The 26740-nt window shown below is 74.6% G+C and carries 22 protein-coding genes; 13 read left to right on the forward strand and 9 right to left on the reverse strand.

The annotated features are described in order from the left end of the window. The first annotated feature begins 134 nt into the window (after window positions 1–134). A complete protein-coding gene (locus ACSNOB_RS09845) occupies window positions 135–950 on the forward strand; it encodes an ABC transporter permease (protein ID WP_436686360.1) in 816 nt (271 codons plus the stop codon). A 151-nt stretch (window positions 951–1101) separates the two neighbouring features. Here ACSNOB_RS09845 and ACSNOB_RS09850 read toward each other — a convergent pair whose 3' ends face one another. Further along, window positions 1102–2283: an ABC transporter substrate-binding protein gene (locus ACSNOB_RS09850; RefSeq protein WP_393105561.1), complete on the reverse strand. Its 1182-nt coding sequence runs from the start codon at window positions 2281–2283 to the stop codon at window positions 1102–1104. A 446-nt stretch (window positions 2284–2729) separates the two neighbouring features. On the opposite strand from ACSNOB_RS09850, the gene ACSNOB_RS09855 reads away from it, so the two are divergent. From ACSNOB_RS09855 to ACSNOB_RS09870, 4 genes are all read left to right on the forward strand, one after another. Continuing rightward, window positions 2730–5870 carry a nitrate- and nitrite sensing domain-containing protein gene (locus tag ACSNOB_RS09855; protein WP_436686288.1) on the forward strand — a complete coding sequence of 1047 codons (3141 nt, stop codon included), beginning with the start codon at window positions 2730–2732 and terminating at the stop codon, window positions 5868–5870. Further along, the gene (locus ACSNOB_RS09860; protein WP_067359650.1) at window positions 5867–6274 is read left to right on the forward strand and encodes a roadblock/LC7 domain-containing protein; all 408 of its coding nucleotides are present in this window, start codon (window positions 5867–5869) and stop codon (window positions 6272–6274) included. Before ACSNOB_RS09855 ends, ACSNOB_RS09860 begins: the two co-directional genes overlap by 4 nt. 84 nt (window positions 6275–6358) lie before the next feature. Then, on the forward strand, window positions 6359–6724 hold the full coding sequence (locus ACSNOB_RS09865) for a DUF742 domain-containing protein (protein WP_393105557.1): 366 nt from the start codon (window positions 6359–6361) through the stop codon (window positions 6722–6724). Then, on the forward strand, window positions 6705–7328 hold the full coding sequence (locus ACSNOB_RS09870; protein WP_393105555.1) for a GTP-binding protein: 624 nt from the start codon (window positions 6705–6707) through the stop codon (window positions 7326–7328). The genes ACSNOB_RS09865 and ACSNOB_RS09870 overlap by 20 nt, the downstream gene beginning before the upstream one ends. A 66-nt stretch (window positions 7329–7394) precedes the next feature. Here the strand turns inward: ACSNOB_RS09870 and ACSNOB_RS09875 are convergent, their stop codons facing one another. From ACSNOB_RS09875 to ACSNOB_RS09895, 5 genes are all read right to left on the reverse strand, one after another. Further along, window positions 7395–8483 (reverse strand): uroporphyrinogen-III synthase, encoded by a 1089-nt coding sequence (locus ACSNOB_RS09875; protein WP_436686289.1) that lies wholly within the window; start codon window positions 8481–8483, stop codon window positions 7395–7397. Further along, a complete protein-coding gene (gene nirD / locus ACSNOB_RS09880) occupies window positions 8484–8846 on the reverse strand; it encodes a nitrite reductase small subunit NirD (protein ID WP_436686291.1) in 363 nt (120 codons plus the stop codon). A 34-nt stretch (window positions 8847–8880) separates the two neighbouring features. Further along, entirely contained in the window at window positions 8881–11400 is a 2520-nt protein-coding gene (nirB, locus tag ACSNOB_RS09885) for a nitrite reductase large subunit NirB (RefSeq protein ID WP_436686293.1), read from the reverse strand. 121 nt (window positions 11401–11521) lie between these two features. Beyond that, window positions 11522–12961, reverse strand: coding sequence for an FAD-dependent oxidoreductase (locus ACSNOB_RS09890; protein ID WP_436686295.1), 1440 nt, complete (start codon window positions 12959–12961; stop codon window positions 11522–11524). A 76-nt stretch (window positions 12962–13037) separates the two neighbouring features. After that, on the reverse strand, window positions 13038–15092 hold the full coding sequence (locus tag ACSNOB_RS09895; protein ID WP_436686361.1) for a molybdopterin oxidoreductase family protein: 2055 nt from the start codon (window positions 15090–15092) through the stop codon (window positions 13038–13040). A 238-nt stretch (window positions 15093–15330) separates the two neighbouring features. On the opposite strand from ACSNOB_RS09895, the gene ACSNOB_RS09900 reads away from it, so the two are divergent. From ACSNOB_RS09900 to glmM, 7 genes are all read left to right on the forward strand, one after another. Next, entirely contained in the window at window positions 15331–16026 is a 696-nt protein-coding gene (locus ACSNOB_RS09900; protein ID WP_436686297.1) for a class I SAM-dependent methyltransferase, read from the forward strand. 51 nt (window positions 16027–16077) lie between these two features. Beyond that, the gene (locus tag ACSNOB_RS09905; RefSeq protein ID WP_436686299.1) at window positions 16078–16335 is read left to right on the forward strand and encodes a DUF6364 family protein; all 258 of its coding nucleotides are present in this window, start codon (window positions 16078–16080) and stop codon (window positions 16333–16335) included. Continuing rightward, a complete protein-coding gene (locus ACSNOB_RS09910; RefSeq protein ID WP_436686301.1) occupies window positions 16325–16618 on the forward strand; it encodes a type II toxin-antitoxin system PemK/MazF family toxin in 294 nt (97 codons plus the stop codon). The genes ACSNOB_RS09905 and ACSNOB_RS09910 overlap by 11 nt, the downstream gene beginning before the upstream one ends. 124 nt (window positions 16619–16742) lie before the next feature. After that, on the forward strand, window positions 16743–18128 hold the full coding sequence (locus ACSNOB_RS09915) for an MFS transporter (RefSeq protein WP_436686303.1): 1386 nt from the start codon (window positions 16743–16745) through the stop codon (window positions 18126–18128). A gap of 190 nt (window positions 18129–18318) precedes the next feature. Next, window positions 18319–18762, forward strand: coding sequence for a 50S ribosomal protein L13 (gene rplM / locus ACSNOB_RS09920; RefSeq protein WP_393105540.1), 444 nt, complete (start codon window positions 18319–18321; stop codon window positions 18760–18762). Window positions 18763–18782: 20 nt separating this feature from the next. Next, window positions 18783–19247 carry a 30S ribosomal protein S9 gene (rpsI, locus tag ACSNOB_RS09925; RefSeq protein WP_018784602.1) on the forward strand — a complete coding sequence of 155 codons (465 nt, stop codon included), beginning with the start codon at window positions 18783–18785 and terminating at the stop codon, window positions 19245–19247. 110 nt (window positions 19248–19357) lie between these two features. Continuing rightward, window positions 19358–20710: a phosphoglucosamine mutase gene (gene glmM, locus ACSNOB_RS09930; RefSeq protein WP_436686304.1), complete on the forward strand. Its 1353-nt coding sequence runs from the start codon at window positions 19358–19360 to the stop codon at window positions 20708–20710. Window positions 20711–21135: 425 nt separating this feature from the next. On the opposite strand, the gene ACSNOB_RS09935 is transcribed toward glmM, so the two are convergent. Both ACSNOB_RS09935 and ACSNOB_RS09940 read right to left on the reverse strand, forming a co-directional pair. Continuing rightward, on the reverse strand, window positions 21136–22329 hold the full coding sequence (locus tag ACSNOB_RS09935) for a pyridoxal phosphate-dependent aminotransferase (protein ID WP_436686305.1): 1194 nt from the start codon (window positions 22327–22329) through the stop codon (window positions 21136–21138). Window positions 22330–22409: 80 nt separating this feature from the next. Next, complete coding sequence (locus tag ACSNOB_RS09940) at window positions 22410–22856, reverse strand: MmpS family transport accessory protein (RefSeq protein WP_436686306.1); 447 nt, start codon at window positions 22854–22856, stop codon at window positions 22410–22412. A 227-nt stretch (window positions 22857–23083) separates the two neighbouring features. On the opposite strand from ACSNOB_RS09940, the gene glmS reads away from it, so the two are divergent. Continuing rightward, on the forward strand, window positions 23084–24997 hold the full coding sequence (glmS, locus tag ACSNOB_RS09945; RefSeq protein WP_436686308.1) for a glutamine--fructose-6-phosphate transaminase (isomerizing): 1914 nt from the start codon (window positions 23084–23086) through the stop codon (window positions 24995–24997). A gap of 113 nt (window positions 24998–25110) precedes the next feature. Here glmS and ACSNOB_RS09950 read toward each other — a convergent pair whose 3' ends face one another. Then, window positions 25111–26679, reverse strand: a complete 1569-nt coding sequence (locus tag ACSNOB_RS09950) for an alpha/beta hydrolase (RefSeq protein ID WP_436686309.1) — start codon at window positions 26677–26679, stop codon at window positions 25111–25113. Window positions 26680–26740: the final 61 nt, after the last annotated feature.

Genomic DNA, 26740 nt, shown 5'->3' on the forward strand with positions numbered 1-26740 from the left:
CCCCCCGCCCCCCCCCCCCCCCCCCCCCCCGCCGCGTGCCGGCCCCGGCCGGCAGGAGAGGAGAACTTGTGACGGAGACGACCGGTACCCGCGCCGGTGGCACCGGGGCGGAGCGCGAGACCGTCGCCCCCGCGGTGGCGACGCCCACCACGGCGCCGGCTGCCGCGACCACCCGCCGGGCCGCCGGCTCCCCGATGGCCGTCGGCCTGCCGCTGTTCGGTGCGGTGATCACGCTGGCCGTCTGGTGGCTGGTCACGTCCGTGCTGGAGCTGGTGCACCCGGCGTCCCTGCCGCCGCCGCAGGCGGTGTGGAGTTCGCTGACGGCCTCGGCCGACGTGCTGCTGCCGGCGCTGGGGACGACCACCGTGCTGACGTCGGTCGGCTTCCTGCTCTCGGCGGTCACCGGAGTGCTCATCGGGATGGCCCTGGCCGCGTCCCGCCACGTCGAGCGGATGTTCTCGCCGCTGCTGGTGGCGGTGAACGCGGTGCCGAAGATCGCCCTCGGCCCGCTGCTGGTGGTCTCGGTCGGCTGGGGGGAGAAGCCCATCCTGACCATGGTGTTCCTGCTCTGCTTCTTCCCGATCGTGCTCTCCACCGCGACCGGTCTCACCACCACCCCGGCGGACCTGGCCGAGCTGGCCAGGTCGCTGAACGCGTCGTGGTGGCAGTCGTTCCGCAAGGTGCGCTTCCCGGCCGCGCTGCCGCAGGTCTTCGTGGGCCTGAAGGTGGCGATGCCGCTGGCCGCGATCGGTGCGGTGATCGGGGAGTTCTACTCCGACAAGCCGGGGCTGGGCTATCAGATCCTGCAGTACAACGGCGTCGGGGACACCGCGACCGCCTGGGCGGCGATCGTGCTGATCGCGCTGATGAGCATCGCGCTCTACAGCGCCCTGTCCCTGGTCGAGCGGCTCGCGCTGCCCTGGGTCCGGGCCACCACGTCGGCTCGGTGACCGACGGTCGACCGGTCACCCGCGACGACCAGTGACCGGTCGTCGACCGGGGGACCGCCGGACCGGCCCGAGGTGTGGCCGCCGTGCCCGGCGCGGGGATCAAGCCTGACCGCCCGCAGCCGGGTACGGCGGGCCACACCGTCGACCACCGTCAGCCCGCGAGGCGCCACCGGCCGTTGCGGGCGACCAGGGTGGTGAGAGCCTGGGGCATCAGGCCGGAGTGGTTGTCGGGCGTCATCCGGATCGGCCCGGACAGCCCGTCCATCTGCGACGTCTCCAGCACGTCCCGGATGCCGTCGCGGTCGACCCGGCCGGGCTCGCCGCCGGCGCGCAGTTCGGCGTCGGCGATGAGCTGCACCGCGTCGGCGGCGAACGAGGAGGAGCCGTTGTAGCCGCCGAACCGGGCCGTGTAGTCCTGGAACCACTGCCGGCGGGCGGCCTTGGCCGGGGTGGTCGCGATGACGTCGTCGATCACCATGGTCTGGGTGAAGACCAGCGTCGCGCGCTCGGTCGCCCGGGCGGCGGCGCCGAGGAAGAGGTCGCCGGCGGCCGCCGCGTCGAAGAAGAGCGAGCCCTTGAACTTGGCCTGCTGGGCCGCGGTGGCGGCGAGCGCGGCCTGCTCCGGCGGGGTCCACACCACCAGCGCGTCCGGCTTGTCCTCGGTCAGCGCCTTGACCTGCTCGCCGACCTCGGTGTCGGTGGTCTTGACCGACTCCTCGCGCGGCGGCTTGATGCCCCTCTTGGCGAACTCGGCGCGCAGCGCGGCCAGCCCCTCGCGGCCGTAGTCGTCGTCGCTGTACAACACGGCGGCCTTGGTGACGCCCTTCCGCCGCATCTCGATGGCGAGGGCGGCGGCGCTGTCGGCCGCGTTCGGGGCGAGCTTGAACACGTAGCGCCGCTCGGCGACCGGACTGGACACCGCGCTGGACGAGGCGAGCGCAATGGTGGGAATGCGCTTCTCGTTGATGGTCCGCGCGGCGCCGACCGCGCATTCGTTGCAGCCGCCCATGATGATCGCGCTGACTCGGGAATCGTCGGAGAAGTCACCGATGTTCCGCAGCGACTCGGCCGCGTCGGACCGGTTGTCCTTCACCTTGAGTTCGATCCTCCGGCCGTTCAGCGCGCCCGAGGAGTTAAGTTGTTCGATCTTCAGTTCCAGAGCCCGCTGGTACGCCTTCCCGACGGGCGCCGCCGCGCCGGAGAGTTCGAGGTCCGCCGCGATGACGATGGGACTGGTGTCCTGCTCGTCGGCGCCGAACTGGCAGCCGGTGAGCGTGGTGGCCAGTACGGCCGATGCGAGCGCCGCGGCGGTCGCGGAGCGGATGGGGCTCAACTCAGTCCTCCAGATGCGGCCCGGGCGCTGCCCGGTCACCGCCGGGTTGTCCGTCCTCAGTGGAGGAACGGGATCGGTCTGCCGTACGGTGTGCGCGAAGCCTGCAAAACCTTGCCAACGCCGGGCTCTGCGGTCAAGCGCGGGGGTCGGAGGCGTTTCGGGACGCGCATCCCACATGGTGGGGTCACGAGAACTTTGCAAGCGCTTACTAATCCGACATGGACGACCACTCTGGAGTTACATGCCCTGTTCACGGGCATGGGGAAATGAAGGTATTAGTTGACCGGATCACGGGATGCGTGCCGTCCGACCGTTTCCTACCCCACTGCGGCTTCCCAAACAGGATCGCTTCTGATGAAATCGCGGCCGTGCCGCGTGTGGCGCAGTCCGCTGCACCGGGCGCGAGTCGGCGGGGCAGGCGTGGAAGAAACGACGGAGGCGATGTCGTGAGCACCGGACCGACGACCCTGCCCGACAGCGGCGAAACCGGGGGGCCGAAGCGTCGCCGCCTGTTCCGGCTGCGCGACGCGCGGATCCGGTCGAAGCTGGCGCTGATCCTGGTGGTGCCGGTCGCCGCGGTGCTCGCGCTGGCCGCCGTCCGGCTCGTCTCCATCGGCGAGGGCGCCCTCGACGCCACCAGGGCCCGGGCGCTCACCGCGCTCTCCATCGACATCTCCGCGCTGACCCAGGACCTGCACGCCGAGCGGATGGCGGCGTCCGCCTTCCTGGCCGCGCCGCAGAAGGCCGACACGTACAACCTGCGGGTGCGCAGCACCGACGCGCGGATCGACGCCTACCGGGCCGAGCGCGGGCGGATCGGCGAGGTCCCGGCCGCCGTCCGGGACCGGCTGGCGGCCATCGACGAGCACCTGGAGACGCTCGACGGCACCCGGCAGAAGGTGCTGGACCGCCAGCAGATGGCGGTCGCCGAGGCGGCGCTGCGCTACGGGGTCATCATCACCGACCTGGTCGCGTACGGCGACGGGCTCGCCCAACTGCCCGGCGAGGAGCGGCTGGCCGACGCCCGGCGCGCGGTCGCCGCGTTCGCCCGCGCCAAGGCGGCCGTCGCCGAGGAGCAGTCGGTCGCCTTCACCGCGCTGACCGCCGGCCAGCTCGACGAGGAGCAGTTCTCCTCGTTCGTCGCCACCCTGACCGGCCAGCAGGAGGCGCTGCTCGCCTTCTCCCTGGCCGCCGACCCGGCCCAGCGCGCCCTGGTCGACAGCACCGTCTCCGGCGACGCGGTCACCCTCGCCGACCGGGTCGCCGCCGACATCACCCGCTCGGTCGGGCAGCGCCCGCTGGTGACCGCCCAGGACGCCTCCGCCGCCGTCGGCGCGGTCAACGACCTCATGCGGTGGGCCGAGATCCGGCTCCAGGACCAGCTGCTCGCCCAGGCCGACCAGGCCCGCTCGGACGTCATCCAGCAGGCCGTCATCGAGTCGGTGCTGGTGCTGCTCACGCTCGTCATCGCGGTGACCCTCGCCGTGGTGCTGGCCCGCTCGCTCAACCACTCGCTGCGCCGGCTGCGGGAGGGCGCCCTCTCGGTGGCCAACCACGACCTGCCGGACGCCGTGCAGCGGCTGCAGAACGTCGGCAACGTCGGCGACGGCGGCGTCGACGAGATCGTCCGCCAGGTGCGCGACCCGATCCAGCTCAACACCCGCGACGAGGTCGGCCAGGTGGCGCTCGCCTTCAACGTCGTACACCGCGAGGCGGTCCGCGTGGCGGCCGAGCAGGCCGCGCTGCGCACCAGCGTCTCGGCGATGTTCCTCAACCTGGCCCGGCGCAGTCAGACCCTGGTCGACCGGATGATCGGCGAGCTGGACGCGATCGAGCGCGGCGAGGAGGACCCGAAGCGGCTGGCGCAGCTCTTCGAGCTGGACCACCTGGCCACCCGGATGCGCCGCAACGACGAGAACCTGCTCGTCCTGGCCGGCGCCGACTCCGCCGTGCCGCGCCGCGACGACGCCCTCCTGGTGGACGTGCTGCGCGCCGCGCAGTCCGAGGTGGAGCTCTACAACCGCATCGAGTTCGGCACGGTCGACACCGACATCTCGGTGGCCGCGCACGCGGTCAACGACGTCGTCCGGCTCGTCGCGGAGCTGCTGGACAACGCCACCCGCTTCTCGCCGCCGACCACGACCGTGGTCGCCGACGGCCGGCGGATCCGGGACTACGTGCTCATCCAGGTGGAGGACCGGGGCCTCGGCCTCACCGACGAGCAGCTGGACTCGCTCAACCGGCGGCTGGCCGCCCCGCCGAGCGTCGACGTCGCGGCGTTCCGGCTGATGGGTCTGGCCGTGGTCAGCCGGCTCGCCTCCCGCTACGGCATCCGGGTGGAGCTGCGCCGCAACGTGGAGGGCGGCACCGTCGCCCAGGTGACGCTCCCCGCCGCGACGGTGGTGCTGCCCCCGGTCCACAGCCGGGACCAGCAGATCACCCGGCCCCGGCAGCCGCTCGCGGTCGAGCAGACGCCGCTCACCCCCGTCGGCCTCGGCGAGCCGCTCGCCGGGGCGGGACGGGCCGCCTCGGCCACCCTGACGGACCAGTGGCGGTCCGCCCCGGCGCCGTGGCAGGCGCCGGAGCAGGCGCGGGACACCACGTCCCCGGTGCAGGCCGGCGGCCTGACCGGATCGCCGTCGACCGCCCCGGCGGCGCCGGCCAAGCCGGCCTTCGCCGCCGGCGGCGGTGGCAGCTCGGTCGGCACGCCGACCGTCGCCTACCCCACGGTCGAGCCGCTGCCCAAGCGCGTCCCCGGCGGGGAGACCGGCGCGCCGGCCGCGCCGGTCCTGCCGGTCGGCCCGGTCGCCGGGTCCTCGGCCACCACCCCGATGCCGACCGCCGGCACGCCCGCCACGGCCGGCGGATTCGGCGCCGACCCGGGCGTGGGCCGGGGCCTCGGCGCCAACCTGGCCGCCACCGCCCCGCTCGCCCCGGCCGCGCCGATCACCCCGCGTCCCGAACTGCCGGCCGAGGCGCCGATCTTCCGGGAGATGGAGGCGGTGTGGTTCCGGTCGCACGGCAACGACGCCACCGCGATCTTCACCCGTCCGGACTTCAGCCAGTCGCCACAGGCACAGCAGTCCGCCGGGGCGCCGGCCACGGCACAGCCGCCGACGGCCGAGTCGCGCCCGCCGCGGCTGCCCACGCGTACGCCGGGCAGCACGGCCACCCCGCCGCCCGCGCAGCCGCCACCGCCGTCGTACACCCCGCCGGCCCCGGCGCGACCCGCGGCGGCGGAAGCCGCCCCCGCGACGCCAGCCCCGACGCCGGTCGCGGAGCCGGCGCCGGGGGCCGCCGCCACCGACGCGAACGCCTGGCGGACGGCGGCCGACGAGGGCTGGTCCCGGGCCAGCCGGGCCGCCGAGCCGCCCGCTGCCGGCACCACCCGCTCCGGGCTGCCCAAGCGGGTGCCGCAGGCGCAGCTCGTGCCCGGCGGCATCGAGCCCCGGGGCGGCCGCGACCGCAGCCGGCGCACCCCGGACGAAGTACGGGGCCTGTTGTCGGCCTACCACCGCGGCGTGCAGCGCGGCCGGGCGGCCGGAACGGACCAGAACAGCACCTCGACCAAGGAGACGAGTCGATGAACAGGCCAGCGGCCATGCAGGACATGAGTTGGCTGCTCACCAACTTCGCCGACAGCGTGGCGGGCATCGCCCACGTGGTGGCGGTGTCGGCCGACGGGCTGCTGCTCGCCTCCTCGCGGGACCTGCCCGCGGACCGGGCGGACCAGCTCGCGGCGATCACCTCGGGCGTGGTCAGCCTGACCGAGGGCGCCGCCCGGATGTTCAGCGCCGGCGGCGTGCTGCAGACCGTCATCGAGATGGACAGCGGCTACCTCTTCCTGATGTCGATCAGCGACGGGTCGTCGATGGCCGTGTTGGCGGCCCGCAGCTGCGACGTCGGGCAGGTGGGTTACGAGATGGCGCTCCTGGTGGAGCGCGTCGGCGCGGCCCTGGTGCCGTTGCCGCGGGACGCCGTGCGGTCGTAGCCGGGGCGTGACGCGGGCTGCGCGTCGGCCAGGGACGAGAAGACCGGTGCCCGCGGGCCCGGCCGGGAGAGGAGGTGATCGCGGATGGACCAACGGCGCGTGGACCCGCGCGGCGCGCTCGTGCGGCCGTACGCGGTCACCCGCGGTCGGACCGAGGCCCAGATGGACATCGCCCTGGAGGCGGTCCTGTCGGCCAGCCCGACCCAGGTCGCGGAGTCCCGTTTCGCGGGGCACGACAAGCACCGCATCGCCACCGTCTGTGAGGGGCGGGCACAGTCGCTGGCCGAGATCGCCGCGTACACCCGGATGCCGCTGGGCGTCACCCGGGTGCTGGTCGCCGACATGGTGGCCGAGAGCCTGCTGACGCTACACACTGCCGCTCCCGCCGAGGGGTTCGAGGAGCGGATGGAAATCCTTGGAAGGGTGCTAAGTGGACTTCGCAGGCTATGACCCCGCCGGGGCCCGCCAGAACCGGGGAATCATCTCCGCGAAGATCGTGGTCGCGGGCGGCTTCGGCGTGGGCAAGACGACCCTGGTCGGCGCGATCTCGGAGATCACCCCGCTGAGAACCGAGGCGGTGATGACCGCGGCCGGCGTCGGCATCGACGACCCGTCCAAGGTGCCCGGCAAGGAGACCACCACGGTCGCCATGGACTTCGGCCGGATCACCATGGCCCAGGACCTGATCCTCTACCTCTTCGGCACGCCGGGCCAGACCCGGTTCTGGTTCATGTGGGACGAGATCATCCGGGGCGCCGTGGGCGCGGCCGTCCTCGTCGACACCCGCCGGATCACCGACGCCTTCGCGCCGCTGGACTACTTCGAGAACCGCAAACTGCCGTACGTGGTGGCGTTGAACCGGTTCGACGGCGCGCCGCAGTACGAGCTGGAGGAGGTCCGCGAGGCGCTGGCCATCTCGCCGGACGTGCCGCTGGTGATGACCGACGCCCGGCACCGGGAGTCGGTCAAGCAGGTGCTGGTGACCGTCGTGGAGCACGCCATGATCCGCCTCCAGGCCGAGCACGGCCGGGGATACCCGGCGCCGGTCGGCTGAGCGGACGGCGGGGGCCGCCACCCCTCGGCGTGAGCCCGGGCCGGGGCGCGCCCGGCGGCCCCCGCGTCAGTCCACCCGGAGCCGGTAGCCGCGCTTGACGACGGTCTGCACCACGCGGGGTGCGCGCAGCCCGGCGCGCAGCCGGGCCACCGCCATCTCCACGGCGTGCTCGTCGGCGCCGCGCGGCAGCGTCCGCAGCAGCGCGGTGCGGGACAGCACCCGGCCCGGGGAGAGGGCCAGCGCCCGGAGCACCGCCATCGGCGCCGGGGCGAGCGGACGCAGCTCGCCGTCGACCACGGCGGCGTGCCCGCGCAGGGTGAGCAGGTGGCCGGCCGCCTTCAGGGTGACCGTGCGGCGCGGCAGCTCGTCGACGATGGTCCGGACCAGGGCGCCCAGCCGGGCCCGGGTCGGCGCGCTGACCGGCACGCCGCGCCGCAGCAGCGGTTCCGCGGTGACCGCCCCCACGCAACTGGCGAGCACGTCGTGCCGGAACGCGTCCAGCACCGCGTCGGAGCGGTCACCGGCGGCGCGCAGCAGCGCCTCCGCCGCCGGTGCCGAGGTGAACGTGACGGCGTCGACCAGCCGGCCGGCGACCAGGTCGATCAGGCGGTGCAGCGGGGCCGGGTCGGTCGGTGGCGCCCACCGGTAGACCGGCACCTCGATCACGGTGGCCCCGGCCGCCTCCAGCGCCATCGTGCACTCCGGCTGCCGCTCGCCGTGCAGCTGCATGGCGATCACCTGCCCGGCCACGCCGCGCCGGCAGAGGTGGTCGACCACCTCGTCGCAGCTCTCCGAGTCCGGCGACCACTGGTCGTGCAGGCCGGCGGCCCGGATCGCCCCGCGCGCCTTGGGGCCGCGGGCCACCACGTACGCGTCGGCGAGGACGCTGCGCAGCGGCTCGGCCAGCCCCCAGCCCTCGGCGGCCTCCAGCCAGCCGCGCATCCCGATGCCGGTGTTGGCCATCAGGATGTCCGGCGGCCGGTCCAGGCAGGCGCGGGTGGCCTCGCGCAGGTCGGTGTCGTCGGCCAGCGGCACGATCCGCAGGGCCGGGGCGATCACCACCCGGGCGCCACGCCGCTGGAGCAGCGCGGCGAGTTCGTCCCGCCGACGGTCGGCGGTCACCCCGATGGTGAAGCCGGCCAGTTCGTCGCGCATTCACCCCTCCTGTCGCAGCCGCACCTCGACCAGTCCGTCCCGGCAGCGCACCTCGTGCCGGGGCACGGCGACCCCGGGCAGGTCCAGACAGACCCCGGTGCGCAGGTCGTACACCTGCTTGTGCAGCGGCGAGGCGATCGTGGGCACCCCGCCCCGGCTGCCGACGATCCCCCTCGACAACACGTACGCCCCGCCGACCGGGTCGAGGTTGTCGAGGGCGAACAGCCCGTCGGCGGTGCGGAAGAGGGCCACCTGCACGCCGTCGACGAGCGCCGCGACGCCCCGGTCGGGCTCCAGCCGGTCGAGCGGGCAGACGGGCGTCCAGCAGCGCGTAGCGGCGGGCGTCGTCATCGTGATGGTCATCGCCGTACCTCCGGCAGTCCGAGTGTCGTGGTGGTCACCGCCGCACCTCCGGCATCCCGAGCGCGACCGGCTGCCGGCCCTCGGCGACGGGCGCGCGGCCCGCCGGGACCGGCTGGCCCCGTTCGAGCGCGAAGGCGATCGACGGGTCGGGTACCTCGGGGGCGTTGACGAAGGAGGCGAACCGGCGCAGCCGGACCGGGTCCTCCAGCACGTCCCGCCACTCGTCCGAGTACGAGTCGACGTGCCGGGCCATGGCGGCGTCGAGCTCGGCGCAGAGGCCGAGGGAGTCGTCCACGACGACCGCGCGGAGGTGGTCCAGCCCGCCGTCCATCGCCTCGATCCAGGCGGCGGTGCGTTGCAGCCGGTCGGCGGTGCGGATGTAGTACATCAGGAACCTGTCGATCAGCTGGATCAGCGCCTCCGTGGACAGGTCGGTGGCGAAGAGGTCGGCGTGGCGGGGCCGGAAGCCGCCGTTGCCGCCGACGTAGAGGTTCCAGCCGGTCTCGGTGGCGATGATGCCGAAGTCCTTGCTGCGGGCCTCGGCGCACTCGCGGGCGCAGCCCGACACCGCCGACTTGATCTTGTGTGGGGCGCGCAGCCCCCGGTAGCGCAGCTCCAGGGCGATGGCCAGCCCGACCGAGTCCTGCACCCCGTACCGGCACCAGGTCTCGCCGACGCAGGACTTCACCGTGCGCAGCGCCTTGCCGTACGCGTGGCCGGACTCGAAGCCGGCGTCGACCAGCCGGCGCCAGATCTGCGGCAGCTGCTCGACCCGGGCCCCGAACAGGTCGATCCGCTGCCCACCGGTGATCTTCGTGTAGAGCTGGAAGTCCCGGGCCACCTCGCCGATCACGATCAGCTTCTCCGGGGTGATCTCGCCGCCGGGGATCCGGGGCACCACCGAGTAGCTGCCGTCGCGTTGCAGGTTGGCCAGGAAGTGGTCGTTGGTGTCCTGCAGCGACGCCTGCTCCCCGTCCAGCACGTGCCCGGTGCCGAGCGAGGCGAGGATCGAGGCCACCACCGGCTTGCAGATGTCACAGCCGCGCCCCCGGCCGTGCTCGGCGATGAGCTGCGAGAAGGTGCGGATGCCGCGCACCCGGACGATGTCGAACAGCTCCTGCCGGCTGGCGTCGAAGTGCTCGCACAGCGCGGTGGACTGCTTCACCCCGGCCGCGTCGAGGAGCTGCTTGAGCATCGGCACGCAGGAGCCGCAGCTGGTGCCCGCCCGAGTGCACGCCTTCAGCCCCGGCACGTCCGCGCAGCCGCCGGCGATCGCGTCGTCGATGTCGGCGCGGGTCACCGCGTTGCACGAGCAGACCTGGGCGGTGGCGGGCAGGGCGCCGGCCCCCGCGCCCGCCGCGCCGGAGGGGGCCAGCAGCGCCAGCGGGGGACCCGGCAGCGGCCCGCCGACGCTGGCCCGCAGCGTCGGGTAGGCGCTCGCGTCGCCGACCAGCACCCCGCCGAGCAGGGTCTTCGCGTCGTCGGAGAGGACCAGCTTGGCGTACACCCGGGTGGCCGGGTCGGTGAACGTGACGTCCAGGCAGCCCGGGGTGGTGCCGTGCGCGTCGCCGAACGAGGCCACGTCCACGCCGAGCAGCTTGAGCTTGGTGGCGGTGTCCGCGCCGGGGAAGGTGGCCGCCCCGCCGACCAGCCGGTCGGCGACCACCTCGGCCATCGCGTAGCCGGGGGCGACCAGGCCGTGGCAGGTGCCGTCGACCGCCGCGCACTCGCCGACCGCCCAGATCCGCTCGTCGGCCGTCCGGCAGGCGCCGTCGACCAGCACCCCGCCGCGCGGGCCGAGCGCCAGCCCGGCCGCCCGGGCCAGCTCGTCGCGGGGCCGGATGCCGGCCGCCACCACCACCAGGTCGGCGTCGACCACCGTGCCGTCGGCCAGCTCCAGGCCGGCGACGGTGCCGTCCGGGCCGGGCCGCACGGCGGTGGTGGCCACGCCCAGGTGGGTGGTCACGCCCAGCTCGTCGACGTACCGGCGGAGCATCGCGCCGCCGGCCGTGTCCACCTGCACGGGCATCAGCCGGGGCGCGAACTCCACCACGCTGGTGTCCAGCCCGAGCAGCCGCAGCGCGTTCGCCGCCTCCAGCCCGAGCAGCCCGCCGCCGATCACCGCGCCGGTGCGCCGGCCGCGCGCGTGCTCCCGGATCGCCACCAGGTCGTCGAGCGTGCGGTAGACGAAGACCCCCGGCAGGGTCGCCCCGGCCACCGGCGGCACGAAGGCGTACGAGCCGGTGGCCAGCACCAGCGCGTCGTACGGGTGCTCGCCGGCCGCCGTGCGCACCACCCGCCGCTCCCGGTCGATCTCCGTCGCCGGCTCGCCCAGACGCAGCGCCACCCCGTCGTCGGGGGTGTGCAGGTTCAGCTCCTCGGCGCCCACCCCGTCGAAGAACGCCGAGAGCCGCACCCGGTCGTACGCCGGACGGGTCTCCTCGGCGAGCACGGTGATCCGCCACCGCCCCTCGGGGTCGCGGGCGCGCAGCGCGTCGACGAAGCGCTGCCCGACCATGCCGTTGCCGACGACGACCAGCCTGCCGGCGCTCATGACGGCCCTCCGCTCCGCCGCGTGCCGTCATGAGGCACCGTCGCGCCGAGTCTGCTGATTCGCTCGCTTCGCGCGCTCATGACGGCCCTCCGCTGTGTGCCGAGCCTGCTGATTCGCTCGCTCATCGCGTCACCTCCACTGAATCCACCTCGGAGAGCCAGCCGACGATGCCGGCGACCGCGTCCCGGCAGCCGCCGCAGCCGGTGCCGGCCCGGGTGGCCGCCACCACGGCGTCGACCGTCCGGGCCCCGGAACGCCAGCAGCTCACCAGCGCGCCCTTGCTGACGCTGTTGCACTGGCAGACGGTCGCCGCGTCCGGCATCAGCGCCGGGGACGCGGCGGGCGCCGCCGGGGCCGCGCCGAAGGCCCGGCCGAGCAGCAGGGACCGCCGGTCGGCCGGCACCGGCTGACCCCGGTCGAAGAGCTGGATGACCGTGCCGACCGCCGGGTTGTCGCCGAGCAGGATGGCGGCGGTCAACCGCTCGTCGTGGATGCGCAGCCGGGCGTACGTGCCGCGGGCGGGGTCGGCGAAGGTCAGCTCCTCGCCCGCCCCGCCGTCCGCCGGGTCGCCCATCGCGGCGAGGTCGATGCCGGCCGCCTTGAGCCGGGTCACCACCGGACGGGGCCGGTAGCGGGCCAGCGGGTCCTCGCCGGTGAGCACCTGCGCCACCACCCGCGCCTGCGCCCAGGCCGGGGCGACCAGCCCGGTGAGGGCGCCGTCGTGCTGCGCGCAGTCGCCGATCGCCGAGATCCGCGGGTCGCTGGTGCGCAGCCGGTCGTCGACCAGCACGCCGCGCTCCACGGCCAGCCCGGCCGCGGCGGCGAGGGCGGTGTCGGGGCGTACCCCGCAGGAGATGACCAGCAGGTCGGCGGCGAGCGACCGGCCGTCGGCCAGGTCGAGGCGGACCCCGTCGGCGTCGGTGACCACCCGGGTGGCCGACACGGCCAGGTGGGTGGTCACCCCGAGGCCCGCGAGCGTGCCGGCCAGCACGGCCGCGCCGGCCGGGTCGAGCTGCCGTTCCATCAGGTACGGCACCGGGTGCACCACCCCGACGTCCAGGCCCCGGGCGGCGAGCCCGCGGGCCGCCTCCAGCCCGAGCAGCCCGCCGCCGAGCACCAGGGCGCTGCGCGCGCCGTCGGCGACGGCGAGGATCCGCCGGCAGTCGTCGAGGGTGCGGAACGGGACCACCCGCTCCGGCAGCTCGGGCCCCTCCAGCCCGGGCAGCGGGGGCACCACGGCCCGGCTGCCGGTGGCGAGCACCAGGTGGTCGTACGCGATGCGGTCGCCGTCGTCGGTGCGGACCGCGCCGGCGGCCGGGTCGATCGCGGTGACGGTCACCCCGGTGCGCAGGTCGACTCCCTGCCCGGCGGCCTCGGCCAGCTCCACGTCCGCCTCGCCGATCTTGCCCGCGAGCAGCGTGGAGAGCATGATCCGGTTGTACGCCCGGTGCGGTTCCGCCCCGAGCACGGTGACCTTGCGGTCCCCGCCCCGGGCGTGCAGCTCGGTGGCCAGCCGGGCGCCGGCCATCCCGTTGCCCACGATCACCACCCGTTCGGTCACGACCGACCTCCGCCGCGCTCCGGTCGGCCATCAGTGGTGACCGTGCGGTGCCCGATGATTCGCTCGCTCCGCTCGCTCATGGCGTTTCCACCCTCTCCAGCCGGACGGCGCAGATCTTGAACTCCGGCATCCCGGAGACCGGGTCGACGGCGTCGTTGGTCACCGAGTTGGCTCGCGCGGCGCCGCCCCAGTGGAACGGCGCGAAGACGGTGTCCGGCCGGATGCTGGTGCTGAGCCGGGCCGGTGCCCGCAACTCCCCCCGGCGGGAGACCACCCGCACCGGTTCGCCGTCGCCGATGCCGAGCCGGTCGGCCAGGTCGGGATGCAGTTCGACGAAGGCGTCCGGGGCGGCCCGGCGCAGCGCGGCGACCCGGCGGGTCTGGGTGCCGGACTGGTACTGCGCGAGCACCCGGCCGGTGGTGAAGTGCAGCGGATAGTCGGCGCAGACCTCCTCGGCCGCCGGCCGGTGCTCCACCGGGTGGAACCGGGCCCGCCCGTCGGGGGTGGCGAAGCGATCGGCGAAGAGCCGGGGGGTGTCCGGCCCGTCCTCGGTCGGGCACGGCCAGAAGACGCCGTCGTGCGCGTCGATCCGCTCCCAGCTCACCCCGGCGTAGTCGGCGGTCCCGCCGGCCGAGGCCCGTCGCAGCTCGGTGAAGACGCCCCGCGGGTCGGTGGGGAACCGGCCCGCCGGGGCGGCTGCACCGGGCCGCTCGACGGCGGCCAGCCGCTCCGCCAGGTCGGCGAGGATCTCCAGGTCGGTACGGACGCCGGGAGGCGGTGGGCGCAGGGCGCGGCGGCGCAGCACCCGACCCTCCAGGTTGGTCATCGTGCCGTCCTCCTCGGCCCACTGCGCGGTGGGCAGCACCACGTCGGCCAGCGCGGCCGTCTCGGAGAGCAGGAAGTCGGCGACCACGAGCAGGTCGAGGTCGCGCAGCCGGCCCTCGACGCGGCCGGCCCGCGGCGCGGAGACCACCGGGTTGGATCCGAACACCAGCAGCGCCTTCGGCCCGGCCGGCGTGCCCAGCGAGTCCAGTAGCTGGTAAGCGGGCACGCCGGGGCCGGGCAGTTCGTCTGCCGGGACCCCCCAGACCCCGGCGACGTGCTCCCGGGCGGCCGGGTCGTCGATCCTCCGGTAGCCGGGGAGCTGGTCGGCCTTCTGCCCGTGCTCCCGCCCGCCCTGCCCGTTGCCCTGGCCGGTCAGGCAGCCGTAGCCGGAGCCGGGGCGGCCGGGCAGGCCGAGGGCGAGCGCCAGGTTGACGAAGCCGGTGACCGTGTCGACGCCCTTGGCGTGCTGCTCGGCGCCGCGCGCGGTCAGGACGATCACGCGCTCGGCGGTGCCGAGGGCTCGGGCGGTCGCCTCCAGGTCGGCCACCGGCACCCCGGAGAGCGCCTCGGCGCGGGCCGGCCACCAGCCCGCCACGCCGCGGCGGACCGCCTCGAAGCCGGTGGTGCGGGCGGCCACGTAGTCCTTGTCGATCCAGCCCTCGGTGAGCGCGATGTGCAGCAGCGCGTTCGCCACCGCCAGGTCGGTGCCGGGCAGGGGTTGCAGGTGCAGGTCGGCCTGCCGGGCGGTGGCGGTGACCCGGGGGTCGACCACGATCAGCCGGCCGCCGCGCTCGCGCTGCTCGGTCAGCCAGCGCACCAGCGGGGGCATGGTCTCCGCCGGGTTCGCGCCGACCAGCAGCAGCGTGTCGGCCCGCCCCAGGTCGGCCAGCGGGAACGGCAGGCCCCGGTCGACGCCGAAGGCGCGCATCCCGGCCGCCGCCGCCGAGGACATGCAGAACCGGCCGTTGTAGTCGATGTGCTTCGTGCGCAGCGCCACCCGGGCGAACTTGCCCAGCGCGTACGCCTTCTCGTTGGTGAGCCCGCCGCCGCCGAAGACGGCGACCGCGTCCCGGCCGTGTCCGTCCTGGACGGCGCGGAGGCCGGCGACGATCCGGTCGAGGGCGGCGTCCCAGCTCGCCGGGCGCAGCTCGCCGGTGTGCGGGTCGCGGAGCAGCGGGGTGGTCAACCGCTCGGGATGGTCGAGCAGTTCGGCGGCGGTCCAGCCCTTCTGGCACAGGCCGCCCCGGTTGGTGGGGAACTGCCGGGGGAGCACCGCCACCCGGCCGGCCTCCTCGCGCAGGGTCATGCCGCACTGGAGGGCGCAGTACGGGCAGTGCGTCGCCACCTCCCGGGGCGTCCGCCCCGGCCGAGTCGTCGCCCGTGCACCGTCTGTCATGTCGGCAAAGCGTGCCGGCGGGCGGTTTCCGCTCCGGGTCTCGTTTGTTTCGGTCCTGTCAAGAGCCCCTCACACCGCACGACGGCAGCCGGTCGGCTCGCATCGTTTACAATATGAGACAACATTCCCGGAATTTGGGAGAGAAGACATGGGTGTGGCCGAGGCGTTCGACGCGGTGGCCGGCAGCTACGACGAGGCCCGCCGCCGGCTGGTGCCCTGCTTCGACGCGTTCTACGGCACCGCCGTCGAGGTGGCCGCGCCGCCGCTGCGGGCCGCGCTCGCCGCGGGGCGTACCCCGGAGGTGTTGGACCTGGGCGCGGGCACCGGGCTGTTGTCGCTGCTGTTCGCGGCGGCGGTGCCGGGGATCCGGCTGACCCTGGTCGACGCCGCGCCGGCCATGCTGGCCGTCGCCGCCGACCACCTGCGGGCCCGCGGGGTGGCGCACCGCACGGTCCGGGCCGACCTGGCCGCCCCGCTGCCCGCCGGCCGTTACGACGCGGTGGTCAGCGCGCTGGCCATCCACCACCTCGACGACGCCGGCAAGCGCGACCTCTACCGGCGGGTGGCGGCGACGCTGGCCCCCAAGGGCGTCTTCGTCAACGCGGAGCAGGTCGCCGGCCCCACGCCCGCCCTGGACCGGCGCTACCACGAGGTGTGGCTGGCGCGGGTCGCGGCGCTCGGTTCCGACGCCGACGAGATCGCCGCCGCCGAGGGGCGGATGGCGTACGACCGGCCGGCGCCCGTCGCCGAGCAGTGTCGTTGGCTGGCCGAGGCGGGCCTGGTCGACGTCGACTGCTTCTTCAAGCAGTGGCGGTTTGCCGTGTTCGGCGGCCGGCGCGAATAGCGGGTGCCGGCGGGATGACTGGCGGTCATACCGCTGGGTAGTCTGCACGGCATGACTGCCAAGGTGACCCTGTCGTTCTCGGACGAGACGATCGAGGAGGCCCGGCGGTTCGCCAAGCGCGAAGGGCTCTCCCTGTCGGCGTGGATGGACCAGGCGGCCCGGGAGAAGGCGCTGCGCGAGGTCTTCACCGCGCACGCCGCCGCCGTCGGCCGGGCCGGGATCGACCTCGAATCCGCCGCCCTCGCCGACGCCCGCGAGGTGGGCATGGTCGACGACGTGCTCTTCGGCGGTCGCCCGCGTGCTGCGTAGGGGCGAGGTCTGGCGCATCGACGGCGCCCGGGAACGGCTCGGGCTGGTGATCAGCTCCGACGTCTACAACTCCACCGACGTGCCGATCGTCATCGTGGCCGAGGTGGTCGAGGAGGCGCTGCTGCGCGACTCGCCCCTGGCGGTGCCGATGGGCGCGTACGTGGTGATGCCCGACCGGCTCTCCTCGCCGATGAAGAAGTGGTTCACCGAGTGCGTGGACGTCGCCGACACCGAGACCATGCTCAGGGTCGAGCGGGCGCTGCGCATCCTGCAACAGCTCTGACATCTCACCGGCGCCGCCCGGCCGAGGTGCGATCTCCGTTTCCGGCCCGACCCGCGACGGGCACCGCGGGGTAATCCCGCATTCCTAGCGTTCCTCCAGGTCACCCCGACGAGGAGGAGTCGCCGTGAGCACACTGGCCCCCACCACACCCCTGGCCGAGGCCGCCCCGGCCGCCGCCGGGCGCCGGCGCCGCATCGACGACTGGCGCCCCGAGGACCCGGAGTTCTGGCGTACGACCGGGGCGCCGATCGCCCGGCGCAACCTCTGGGTCTCGATCTTCGCCGAGCACGTGGGCTTCTCCGTGTGGAGCCTCTGGTCGGTGACCGTGCTCTTCCTCGGCCCGGAGTACGGCATCGACCCGGCGGGGAAGTTCCTGCTCACCGCCGTGCCCGCCGCGTTGGGGGCGGTGCTGCGGCTGCCCTACACGTTGGCCGTGGCCCGCTTCGGCGGGCGGAACTGGACGATCGTCAGCGCACTGCTGCTGCTCGTACCGGCCGTGCCGATGACCGTCCTGCTGGAGCCGGGCGTCTCCTACACCACGCTGATGGTGTTGGCCTGCCTGACCGGCGTGGGCGGCGGCAACTTCGCCTCCTCCATGGCGAACATCAACCTGTTCTTCCCCCAACGGCTCAAGGGGCGGGCGCTCGGGCTGAACGCCGGGGGCGGCAACCTCGGCGTGCCGGCGGTGCAGCTGGTCGGGCTGGCGGTGCTGGCGACGGCGGGCGCCGCGTACCCCCGGCTGGTGCCGGCGGTCTACCTGCCGCTGATCGTGTTGGCCGCGCTGGCGGCGGCGCGCGGGCTGGACAACATCCCGGCGGCGCGCAACGAGCCCGGCGCGCTGCGCGAGGCCGCGCGCGACCCGCACACCTGGGTCATGTCGCTGCTCTACATCGGCACCTTCGGCTCCTTCATCGGCTTCGGCTTCGCCTTCGGCCAGGTGCTCCAGCTCCAGTTCGCCGAGCGCTTCCCGACCCCGGTCGACGCCGCCTGGCTGACCTTCCTCGGCCCGCTGATCGGCTCGCTGATCCGGCCCGTCGGCGGGCACCTCGCCGACCGGCTCGGCGGGGCCCGGGTGACGTTCTGGAACTTCGTCGCCATGGCGGCCGGCGCCTCGCTGGTGCTCTTCGCCGCCCGGGAGCGGTCGTTCGGGCTCTACCTGCTGGGCTTCCTGTCGCTCTTCGTCTTCTCCGGGATCGGCAACGGGTCGACGTACAAGATGATCCCGGCGGTCTTCCGGGCCCGGGCGACGGCCGCGGTCGACGCCGGCCGGCGGGACGCGGCGACCGCCGAGCGCTGGGCCGTGCGGATGACCGGGGCGCTGATCGGCATCGCCGGCGCGGTCGGGGCCTCGGGCGGGGTGCTGGTGAACGTCGCGTTCCGGCAGTCGTTCCTCACCCAGGGCAGCGCGGACGCGGCGTATGTCGCGTTCGTCGTGGCCTACGCTGTGTGTTTCGGGGTGACGTGGTTGGTCTACCTGCGGCCGGGCCCGCGCAGGCTGGCCGGGGTGTGACCCGGGCCATGACTCCGCCGCAGGTCAGGCGTGCGGCACCCCGTTTTGACCTGCCGACGGGGCGGCGGGTATCGTTGCCTGCTGTTGTACGACATCCAGAGGCGTGCCGCCTGAGGTACGCTTGGTCGTTCGTGCGCGCCCGGTCACCTCGGCGCGCGACCCCAGACCGACGACGAGACAAGGTAGACCTGTGCGTACGTACAGCCCGAAGCCGGGTGAGATCGAGCGTCAGTGGCACGTCATCGACGCCTCTGATGTCGTGCTGGGCCGCCTGGCCACCCACGCCGCCACGCTGCTGCGCGGCAAGCACAAGCCGACTTTCGCGCCGCACGTCGACACGGGCGACTTCGTCGTCATCGTGAACGCGGGCAAGGTGGCGCTGACCGGCAACAAGCGGCAGCAGAAGATCGCCTACCGCCACTCCGGTTACCCGGGTGGTCTGAAGCAGGTCGGCTACGAAGAGCTGCTGACCAAGCGTCCCGAGCGGGCCATCGAGCTCGCCGTCAAGGGGATGCTCCCGCACAACAAGCTCGGCCGTAAGCTCATCAAGAAGCTGAAGGTCTACGCCGGTGCCGAGCACCCGCACGGCGCGCAGCAGCCGGTGCCGTTCGAGATCAAGCAGATCGCGCAGTGAGCGCGGGCGAAGGAATCAGCATGACCGACATCACCGCCACCGAGGTTGCCCCCGAGGCCACCGAGGCGCCGGCGCCCGTCGCCCGCGCGCCTCGTGGTGACCGGCCGATCCAGACCGTGGGTCGCCGCAAGGAGGCCATCGTCCGGGTCCGCATCGTGCCGGGCACCGGCAAGATCACCTGCAACGGCCGCGACCTCGAGGCCTACTTCCCGAGCAAGGTGCACCAGCAGCTGATCAAGGACCCGCTGGTCACCGCCGAGAAGCCGGAGGCGTTCGACGTCATCGCCAACCTGCGCGGCGGCGGCACCACGGGTCAGGCCGGCGCGCTCCGGCTGGCCATCGCCCGGGCCCTGATCGTCAGCGAGCCGGACGACCGTCCGGCGCTGAAGAAGGCCGGCTTCCTCACCCGGGACGCCCGGGTCAAGGAAAGCAAGAAGTACGGCCTCAAGAAGGCCCGTAAGGCTCCCCAGTACTCGAAGCGCTGATCTTCAGCGGCACGTTGTACTACTGACGGACGGCCGGGTCCGCCTCCCCTCGACGGGAGGTGGGCCCGGCCGTTCGCCTTTCCTGGACCGTTTCTTCGGAGGTTGGCGGTATGGGCCGGTTGTTCGGCACGGACGGCGTACGCGGGCGCGCGAACGCGGATCTCACGCCCGAGTTGGCGCTGGCGGTGGCGGTCGCCGCCGCGCACACGCTCGCCGAGTCGGACCGGAGCCATCCCCCGCTCGCCGTGGTCGGGCGGGACACCCGGGCCAGCGGCGAGATGCTGGAGGCCGCCGTCGTGGCGGGGCTCACCAGTGCCGGCGCCAACGTGGTCCGGGTGGGCGTGCTGCCGACCCCGGCCGTGGCGTTCCTCACCGCCGAGGCCAAGGCCGACCTGGGCGTGATGCTCTCCGCCTCGCACAACCCGATGCCCGACAACGGCATCAAGCTCTTCGCCGCCGGCGGGCACAAGCTGCCGGACGAGATCGAGATGAAGATCGAGGCGGCCGTCGAGGCGAACGCCACCACCGCGTGGGAGCGGCCGGTCGGCGCCGGCGTCGGCCGGGTGCACGACCTGCTCGACGGCGCCGACCACTACGTGCAGCACCTGGTCGGCACGGTGCCGCACCGACTGGACGGGATCAAGGTCGTGGTCGACTGCGCCAACGGCGCCGCCGCCGAGGTGGCCCCCGTGGCGTACCGGGAGGCGGGGGCCGAGGTCGTCGCCATCCATGCCGAGCCGGACGGCCTCAACATCAACGACGAGTGCGGCTCCAACCACATCGAGGCACTGCGGGCCGCGGTGGTCGAGCACGGCGCGCACCTGGGCATCGCCCACGACGGCGACGCCGACCGGTGCGTCGCGGTGACCGCCGACGGCGACGAGGTCGACGGCGACCAGGTGATGGCGATCCTCGCCCTCGCCATGCGGGAGGCCGGCACGCTGACGCAGGACACGCTGGTCGCGACCGTCATGAGCAACCTGGGCCTGCGTCTCGCGATGTCCCGCGAGGGCATTCGGCTGGTCGAGACCAAGGTCGGCGACCGGTACGTGCTGGAGGAGCTGCGGGCGTCCGGGCTGGCGCTGGGCGGCGAGCAGAGCGGGCACATCGTGATGCCCGCGTACGCCACCACCGGCGACGGCGTGCTGACCGGGCTGCACCTGATGTCGCGGATGGCGGCGACCGGGAAGTCCCTGGCCGAGCTGGCCGGCGTGCTCACCCGGCTGCCGCAGGTGCTGGTCAACGTCCCCGTCGGCGACCGTACGGTCGGCGCGGCCGCGCCCGCCGTGCGCGCCGAGGTCGAGCGGGCCGAGGCCGAGCTGGGGGAGACCGGCCGCGTGCTGCTCCGCCCGTCCGGCACCGAGCCCCTGGTCCGGGTCATGGTCGAGGCCGCCACGGAGGACGTCGCCCGCGAGACGGCCGAACGCATCGCCGACGCGGTCCGCGTGGCCAGCCCCGCGTGACCCGGCCGGCCGGCGTGGCTGGCCCCGCGTGACCCGGCCGGCCGGCGTGGTCGGCCCCGCGTGATCCGGCCGGCCGGCGTGGTCGGCCCCGCGTGATCCGGCCGGCCGGCGTGGTCGGCCCCGCCTGGCCCGGCCACGCCGGTCTGACCCGAACGGTCAGGGGCCGTCGGCGCCCTGTCGAGCTGAGTCGTCTGCGACATCAGGACGGGTGACCGACCCCACCCGGCGAATCGTCTGCGACATCAGCTCGACAGCGGGCGGGCGACTCCACTGCGCCGCCGCTCCGGGCCGCCCGCTCGATCGTCGCTGCGCAGCGGCCCGGCGGCCGCCGAAGAGATCGCTTTCGCCGGCCTCGTCGATCCGGCGGGCGGGCCGTCGGAGTGTGGGGGCAGCGATCGACCGCGCCTTCGGCTGATGGCGCGGGATCAGCTCCCCGGCAGCCGGCGCAGCCGGGTGACCGCCTCGGTCAGCACCTCGGGGCGCTTGCAGAAGGCGAAGCGGATCAGGTGCCGGCCCGCGTCGGGGTCGTCGTAGAACACCTGGGTCGGGACCGCGACCACCCCGCACCGCTCGGGCAGCGAGCGGCAGAACTCCACCCCGTCCCGCCCGCCCAGCGCGGTGACGTCGGCGGTGACGAAGTACGTCCCCTCCGGCGCGAGCACCTCGAACCCGGCGTCCGTCAGCCCGCCGACGAGCTGGTCCCGGCGGGCCTGCATGCTGTCGCGGAAGCCGGTGAAGTAGTCGTCCGGCAGGGCCAGGGCCACCGCGACGGCCGGCTGCAACGGCGCGGCGTTGACGAAGGTGAGGAACTGCTTCACCCGCAGCACCGCCGAGACCAGCGCCGCCGGGCCGCTCGCCCAGCCGACCTTCCAGCCCGTGCAGGAGAACGTCTTGCCGGCCGAGGAGATCCGCAGCGTCCGCTCGCGCATTCCGGGCAGGGTGGCCAGCGGCACGTGGTCGGCGGCGGTGTCGGTGAAGACCAGGTGCTCGTACACCTCGTCGGTCACCGCGTACGCGCCGTGCTCCTGGCACAGCTCGGCGACCAGGGCCAGCTCGTCGGGGGTGAACACCTTGCCCGTCGGGTTGTGCGGCGAGTTCAGCAACACCAGTCGGGTGCGCGGGCCGAACGCGGCGCGCAGGGCGGCCGGGTCGAAGGCGTACCGGCCGTCGGCGTCGGGGCGCAGCGTGACGGGCCGCCGCACCGCGCCGGCCAGCGCGATCGAGGCGGCGTACGAGTCGTAGTACGGCTCGAAGCAGACCACCTCGTCACCCGGCTCGCAGAGCCCGAGGACCGCCGCGGCGATCGCCTCGGTGGCGCCCGCCGTCACCACGATCTCGCCGTCCGGGTCGTACTCCAGCCCCCAGAACCGGCGCTGGTGCGCCGCCACCGCCGCGCGCAGGGCCGGGATGCCGGGGCCCGGCGGGTACTGGTTCTGGCCGCCGCGCAGCGCCTCGGCCGCGGCGGCGAGCATCTCGGGCGGCCCGTCGCTGTCCGGGAAGCCCTGACCCAGGTTGACCGCGCCGGTGCGTACGGCGAGGGCGGACATCTCGGCGAAGACGGTCGTCCCGAACGGGCGCATCCGGGCCACCAGCGGGTCGACATCGGCGGTCGTCGTCATCCGGTCAGCCTAGGGGCCGCCGTCGCCGGGACCGTGGGCGCACCACGCGGATGACGCGGCGTCGCGAGGCGAGCGCGGCGTCAACCGGCGCAGGTGGCTCGCCATCCGCCGTTGGAGATCTTCGGCGGGCCGGTCTCCGTGCCGCCGATGGTCACCCGGCAGCCCATCGTGGGCGCGCCGTCGGTGCGCTGGGTGACGACCACCATCCGCTGCGTCGAGCCGTCGCTCACGAAGCTCAGCCGCCACGGCAGCTTCTTCCCGCTGAGCTGGCGGAACTGCCCGGCGGCGTCGTAGTACTCGATGTCGGCCGGCCCGGTGCCGGTGGCCTCGTAGACGACGGTCGCCGGCCAGCTCGGACCGGGGGTGGCGCTCGCGGTGGCCGGTGGCGCGGAGGTCGGGGGTGCGGCCGCCGGTGCCTCGGCCGTGCAGGAGGCCGACGTGACGAGGGCGGCGAGCACAGCGAGCGAACGGGCGGTCCGCAGCAGCCGGCGGGCGTGGGGATGCGGTGTTGCGGACGGTGTCGACATCGTTTCCCTGGCGGTGGGGGCGGTCAGGCGGTCGGAGTATGGCGGGTATGTGCGCTTTTGCGCAACCGCGCTCCTGTCGGGAGGTTCAGCCCGCTCGGAGCCGCCGTGGCGACCGGGGTCCGAGGTCGTGGACGATGCCCAGGTCCGCCCCGATCGCTCAAATTCAGTGATCGATTACCCGGCTTTCGCGCACGCGCGATGAGCGGAACTGGGTTAGGCTGCGGGACATGTGTGGAATCGTGGGTTACGCCGGGGCGCGCCCGGCGCTCGGCATCGTGCTGGACGGACTGCGGCGGCTGGAGTACCGCGGCTACGACTCGGCCGGCGTCGCCATCGTCTGCGACGGCGAGCTGCTGACCGAGAAGAAGGCCGGCAAGCTGGCCAACCTGGAGAAGGTGCTCTCCGAGCGGGCCGCCGAGGACCCGACGTCCTGCGCGGCCAGCCCCATCGGCATCGGGGACGGCACCACCGGCATCGGGCACACCCGCTGGGCCACCCACGGCGGCCCCACCGACCGCAACGCCCACCCTCACCTCGCCCCCGACGGCCGGGTCGCGGTGATCCACAACGGCATCATCGAGAACTTCGCGAAGCTCCGCGCCGAGCTGGAGGCCGACGGCGTCCAGTTCGCCAGCGACACCGACACCGAGTGCGCCGCGCACCTGCTCTCCGCCGCGCTGGCCGACCTGCGCGCCGCCGGCCACCCCGAGGGTCCGCAACTGCTCGCCGCCGGCATGCGCGTGGTGTGCCAGCGGCTGGAGGGAGCGTTCACCCTGCTCGCCGTCGACGCGGCGGTGCCCGGCGCCGTCGTCGGCGCACGGCGCAACTCGCCGCTGGTCGTGGGCCGGGGCGACGGGGAGAACTACCTCGCCAGCGACGTGGCCGCGTTCATCGAGCACACCCGCGACGCGGTGGAGCTGGGCCAAGACCAGATCGTCCTCATCACCGGCGACACCATCGAGATCACCGACTTCGCCGGCCAGCCCGCCAGCGGCAAGGACTTCCACATCGACTGGGACTCCTCGGCCGCCGAGAAGGGCGGTTACGACTGGTTCATGCTCAAGGAGATCGAGGAGCAGCCGCAGGCCGTCGCGGACACGCTGCTCGGCCGGCTCACCGACTCCGGCGAGATCATGCTCGACGAGGTCCGCCTCAGCGACCAGGATCTGCGCGACGTCGACAAGATCTTCATCGTCGCCTGCGGCACCGCGTACCACTCCGGGCTGGTCGCCAAGTACGCCATCGAGCACTGGACCCGGATCCCCTGCGAGGTGGAGCTGGCCAGCGAGTTCCGCTACCGCGACCCGGTCCTCGACCGGTCCACGCTGATCGTGGTGATCTCGCAGTCCGGCGAGACGATGGACACCCTGATGGCGCTGCGGCACGCCAAGGAGCAGAAGGCCCGCGTGCTGGCGATCTGCAACACCAACGGCTCCACCATCCCCCGCGAGTCCGACGCGGTCCTCTACACCCACGGTGGGCCCGAGATCGCCGTCGCCTCGACCAAGGCGTTTCTCACCCAGCTCGTCGCCTGCTACCTGATCGGCCTGCACCTGGCCCAGGTGCGCGGCATCAAGTTCGCCGACGAGGTGGCCGCCGTGGTGGAACAGCTCCACCAGATGCCGGGCAAGCTGCGCGAGCTGCTGGCGCGCATCGAGCCCGTCCGCGAGCTGGCCCGCGACCTGCGGTCCGAGCCGACCGTGCTCTTCATCGGCCGGCACGTGGGCTACCCGGTGGCCCTGGAGGGCGCGCTCAAGCTCAAGGAGCTGGCGTACATGCACGCCGAGGGCTTCGCCGCCGGCGAGCTGAAGCACGGCCCGATCGCCCTGATCGACAAGGGCACCCCGGTGATCTGCATCGTTCCGTCGCCGGTGGGCCGGGGCATGCTGCACGACAAGGTGGTCTCCAACATCCAGGAGGTGCGGGCGCGCGGCGCCCGGACGATCGTGATCGCGGAGGAGGGCGACGAGGCGGTCGTCCGCTACGCCGACCACCTGATCTACGTGCCGCGTACGCCGACCCTGCTCGCGCCGCTGGTCACCACCGTGCCGTTGCAGGTCCTCGCCGCCGAGATCGCCGCAGCCCGGGGGCACGACGTGGACCAACCCCGCAACCTGGCCAAGTCGGTCACCGTCGAGTAGTCCGTACCGCCGTCGCGCCGGCCCCGGCCACCGCGCGGTGGCCGGGCCCGACACGTGCCCGGCGCGCGTCGCGGTCGGTGGCGCGTGCCTCGGGCCCCGGTCGACGGTCGCGGTCAGCGGCCCAGCACGACCCGGGCCATGCCGTCCAGCGCCGGGTTGTCGGGCGCCCAGTAGCCGCTGTGGCCGTGCCGGCCGCTGGGGAAGGTGTGCCCGCCGAAAGCCGGGTGGCTGGGGTCGTGGCCGAACCACAACTCCCGCCCCGGCCCGGCGACCGTCAGTGGCGACGCGGCGCGCAGGGCCTGCCGGGCCACCTCGTCCGGCGGCCGGGCCAGCCGGATCACGTCGTCCGACGCGGTGCTCGCCCAGACCTGCCCCGGAGGCAGCCGCAGCTCGGCGGCGTGCGCGACCCCCACCCCGGGCGAGCCGACGAAGACCAGGGCGTCGGCGGCGAGCCCGTGGTCGCGCGCCGCCGTGCCGACCACCAGCGAGCCGTAGCTGTGGCCCAGCACGGTCTGCCGGCCCGGCGGCCCCTCGTGGGTCGCCCGCAGCCCCTCCTGGAAGCGGTGCAGCGCCGGCGCGGCGTCCCGGGCCTGCCCCGGCCAGGCCGCCTCGTGCAGGAAGTCGGGGGCGTCGTAGTCCAACCAGAGCACCGCCGCGGTCTCCTCCCCGGGGGCCAGGGCGGCGCAGCGGGACAGCACCCGGGCCGCCCGGCCCAGTTCGCCGGTCGCGTCGCCCAGGCCGGCGGTCATCCCGGGAACGTACGTCAGCACCTGCGCCGACCGGTCCGGGTTGCCCAGCGCCACGACCGCGCGCCCCTCGCCGGCCGTGCCCAGCCCCAGCAGGTACGCCCGGGGCGCCTCGCCGGCGGCCAGGCGACCGGCCAGCGCGTCCAGGCCCGCCAGCGCCTTGTCGACCCGGAGCAGCCCGGCCAGCTCGACCGGCCCGCGGGGCACCCGCTCCAGCAGCCGCCGACGCGCCGCGAGCAGTTCCTCCCGCCGGGCCCCGAGCAACAGCCGGTTGGCCTGGTCGCGGTCGGCCACCGGCACTCCGTCGAGGCGGCCGACCAGCCCCGGCTCGTGCGCCACCAGCCACCGGCGCTGCGCGGGAGTGAGCCCGGCCCACCACGCCCGCACGGCGGTGGGGCCCGCGCCGGGCGGGGGTCGGCCGGGCGGCGGCGGGGCGACCCACGTCGACCGGGCGGCCGCGGCCAGGGCGTCCAGCCGGCCGGCCGCCTCCCGGTCGGCGGCCCCGGCCAGCTCCAGCGCCTCCCGGATCGCCGCGCCCACCCCGGCCGCGACCTGCCCCGACCGTGGGGTGGTCGGCGCGCGGGCGGGGTCGGCCGAGACCCGACCCTGCCGGTCGACCAGCAGACCGGCGCCGTCCGCGGCCGTCACCGCGGCGGCGAGCCGGGCCTTGGCCGCCCCCAGCCGGTCGGCGAACTCGGCCAGCACCTGGTCGACCTCGATGAGGGCGGGGGAGACCGTGGTCAGCTCGGCGCGCAGCGCCGCGAGCCGGGCGTCGGCGGCCCCGGCCGCCCCGCCGGACCAGTCGGCGCGCAGCGCCGCCGCGTCGGCGGACAGTTCGCCGGCCCGGCGCCCGACCGGATCGGTCAGCCCGCGCCAGGCCGCCCCGGCGGCCCGCCACGCGCCCGGGTCGGCCGCCCAGAGCTGGCGGTAGCCCACGGCCGCCGCCCGGTCGGCAGGGTGGGCCGGCCGCGTGGCGGGCCCGGTCCGACCCGCCGCC

Origin of the sequence: Micromonospora sp. URMC 106 (genome assembly GCF_051386395.1) — a bacterium.
Taxonomy (GTDB): domain Bacteria; phylum Actinomycetota; class Actinomycetes; order Mycobacteriales; family Micromonosporaceae; genus Micromonospora.